At 35.3% G+C, this 3,353-nt stretch carries 3 protein-coding genes; all 3 read right to left on the bottom strand.

Going from position 1 to position 3,353, the window contains the following annotated elements:
- Positions 1–220: 220 nt before the first annotated feature.
- Positions 221–1,174: a MoxR family ATPase gene (locus AACY61_RS10790; RefSeq protein WP_339611589.1), complete on the bottom strand. Its 954-nt coding sequence runs from the start codon at positions 1,172–1,174 to the stop codon at positions 221–223.
- A 59-nt stretch (positions 1,175–1,233) separates the two neighbouring features.
- Positions 1,234–2,676, bottom strand: a complete 1,443-nt coding sequence (locus tag AACY61_RS10785) for a peptidylprolyl isomerase (RefSeq protein ID WP_339611588.1) — start codon at positions 2,674–2,676, stop codon at positions 1,234–1,236.
- Positions 2,660–3,353: peptidyl-prolyl cis-trans isomerase (locus AACY61_RS10780; RefSeq protein ID WP_339611587.1), on the bottom strand; the 694-nt coding region annotated here is incomplete at its 5' end. The genes AACY61_RS10780 and AACY61_RS10785, both read right to left, overlap by 17 nt.

Genomic DNA, 3,353 nt, shown 5'->3' with positions numbered 1-3,353 from the left:
CATAACCCCCATTAACCTTAGAAGGTCAACAAAACCCCCTTTTGCTTCCGGAAAAATCCAAAGGGCGTGTGAAATGACAACAAACAGGATTGCTGCCGCACGCATTACATCTAGTCCAAAAATACGCTCTTGATAATTTATATTCACAAACTAAGCTTTTGCAAAAAGCGAATATAACCAAAAAGTTTAAGGTGTATTTTTATTTGAAAAAGTAAAAAAATTAAAGCAAACTTTGAATAATAGCCTCTATGGTCAAACCCTCGGCTTCAGCTTTATAGTTCTTGATCATTCTATGCCTTAAGATACCTGTAGCCACTTCCTGAACATCTGAGCTGTCAGGTGAAAATTTACCGTTTAGAGCTGCATTTGCTTTTGCTGCAAGTATTAAGTTTTGAGAAGCTCTGGGTCCAGCACCCCAATCAATGTAATTTTTAACAATATCTGGAGCTTGCGTTGAATCAGGGCGTGTTTTTCCTACCAGTTGTACTGCATACTCAATAACATTGTCGGCCACAGGTATTCTCCTAATTAAATGCTGAAAATCTATAATTTCCTGAGCACTAAACAACGGGTTTACTGTTGCAGTGATGTCTGTAGTGGTGGCTTTTACAATATCAACTTCTTCAGAAAATGAAGGGTATTCCAGATTGATTGCAAACATAAAACGGTCTAATTGCGCTTCGGGTAAGGGGTAAGTTCCTTCTTGTTCAATGGGGTTTTGAGTTGCCAAAACAAAATAGGGTAAACTTAATTTGTAGTGTTGTCCGGCAACAGTCACGGCTCGCTCTTGCATTGCTTCCAATAATGCTGCCTGAGTTTTTGGAGGGGTTCGATTAATTTCGTCTGCTAATATGATGTTGGCAAAAATAGGTCCTTTTATAAATTTAAACTGTCTGTTTTCATTAAGTATTTCAGAACCTAATATATCGCTAGGCATTAAATCGGGAGTAAATTGAATGCGCTTAAAATCTAAGCCCAACGCTTGTGCTAATGTATTTACCAACAAAGTCTTTGCCAAGCCCGGCACACCAATTAAAAGTGCATGACCTCCTGAAAAGATAGATAGTAAAACTTGTTTTACAACCTCTTCCTGCCCAATGATCACTTTAGAAATCTCGTTCTTTAAAGCTTTATGTTTTTTTACAAGTTGTTCTACAGCAGCTACATCAGACATATTTGAATTATTATTTTAATGGGTGAATTTAATGAATGGTTTAAAGATATTTAAGCTTTTTATTTTTGCAACCAATTGCTGGCAAAATCACAGTGAGAATAGTCGTCACTTATGTTGATGTAAGTCTCATTTATTTTTAACTCCTGCCAGTTTTCAATAGCTTTGATACGTTTTTCATTCAAAGCCAGTTCTTTAATCTTTTCATAGTCTTTTGAAAAGTCTGCAGTATGCTCTTCATACCTATTGGTTACTGTAAGAATTTTAAATCGTTTTCTTCCAGTACGGTCTTCATCTACATAAACTGTTGAAACCTCCCCGTCTTTAAGGTTATAAACTTGTGCACTAAGAGCAGGATCCATTTTTGTAAGTTCAAATCGGGTGTCTCCGGTTACAGGGTTTACCAATTGACCTCCATTGTTTTTGGTTTCTTTTTCATCAGATTCAGATCGGGCAGCTTCAGCAAATGAAAGCTCGCCACTGACAATTTTCTCCCTTAAATTATCAATCTTTTCTCTTGCCTCTTGGATAGTGGCTTCATTAACTCGAGGAATTTTTAATACATGCCTTACATCGCGCTCCTGACCTCTGACTTTCTCGACATAAACAATGTGAAACCCAAATTCGGTTTCAAATGGCTGACTTACTTCACCCTCTCTAAGGGCAAAGGCTACGTCTTTAAACTCCTTTACAAAGGGACTCTTTCTGTTTAAGCTTATGAGGCCACCTCTGGCTGCGGCACCAGGCTCATCTGAGTAAAGGACTACCTTGGTAGTAAAACTGCTGCCATTTTCAACTACATCTCTGCGGTGCTCTTTGAGTTCATCAATAACCCGTTGTTTAGCTTCAGGTGTTAGCTCTGGTTCAATAACAATTTGTGCAACCTCCAATTCTGTTCCAAAAATTGGCAAGTCCTCTTTGGGGATTTTTTGAAAAAATGTACGAACTTCTTCTGGTGTCACTTCAACATTTTCATAAACTTTTTCCTGCATCATTGCTGCAAGTTGATTGGCTTTAGTGATTTCAAATAACTCTCTTCTTAATTCTTCCATAGAACTTTTTCGGTAGTATTGGTACACTTTTTCTTCAGAACCTAACTGACTGATCATATAATCAATTTGTTGATCCAATCTTCCATTAATTTCTGCTTCAGGCACAACAATACTGTCTTGCACTGCGTGGTGTGCATACAGTTTGTCTTCAAGTAGTTTACCAAACAATTCACAACGGGATATTTCATCTATGGAAATACTTTGTTGTTTCAATTCAAGGTATGTTTTGTCGATATCACTTTCTAAAACAATATAATCACCCACTACACCAATAACACCATCAACTTTAAACCTTTTTTGGGCTGTAGCAGTATCTGCCAATTTTGCTTCAACAGGGGTATCTATGTTGCTGGATTCATCTATGATTAAAGTTGTGTCTTGAGCTGATACTGAAATACTCATTAAAAAAAACATCAACAGTGAGAAGGCAGGCTTATTAATTATAAATTTCAAATTTTTTGGTTTTAATTGCATCTTGTAATATCTCTTTTTCTAAATTTCTTATTATTTCTAGTTTTCTCCTATTGAGAATTATTTGTTCTATAGTTGGTGTAACATAAGAAAGGGGTGCATTATCGTTTCTAAGTAGCACATCCTTAATATAAATCAAATATACTCCTAATGAGTCTTGCAATTCTAATGTATTTGATTTTTTTAACAATTCATTGTAGTTACTCTCATTAACAACAGGAATCTTATCTTTGACGGTATTAGCCTGTACCCATACAGAATCTTTCAAAGAAAAGGTTTTAAATAGAATTTCACGTTCCAAAAGTGCATTTTTATCTTCTTCATTAAATCTAAATAAATGCTGTTTGAGTGTTGAAATGCTTCTATTTTCATTACCTACATGTATGTATCTCAATTGAATAAGGTCTTCATTGAGCTTAAAGTTTTCATAGTTTTGATTGTAAAAGTCTTCAAGTTCACTTTGACTGATTTCTTCATTCAATTGCTGAGTTGCAATGATATCTAAATACCCTTTTGTGTATAGATCTGTTTTATAATTTGTAATAAGCTCGTCATATTGATTCAATTTTTCTTGCGATAAATTGATTTTTGCCTGATCCATTAAAAGTTTTTGGGTAGCCCATTTATCTATAAAGGAATTTACAATCAAAGTACTGTCT

Origin of the sequence: uncultured Planktosalinus sp. (assembly GCF_963973675.1) — a bacterium.
GTDB lineage: Bacteria > Bacteroidota > Bacteroidia > Flavobacteriales > Flavobacteriaceae > Planktosalinus.
The sequence above is the reverse complement of the archived record's forward strand: the minus strand, read 5'-3'. Positions and strand labels throughout refer to the sequence as shown.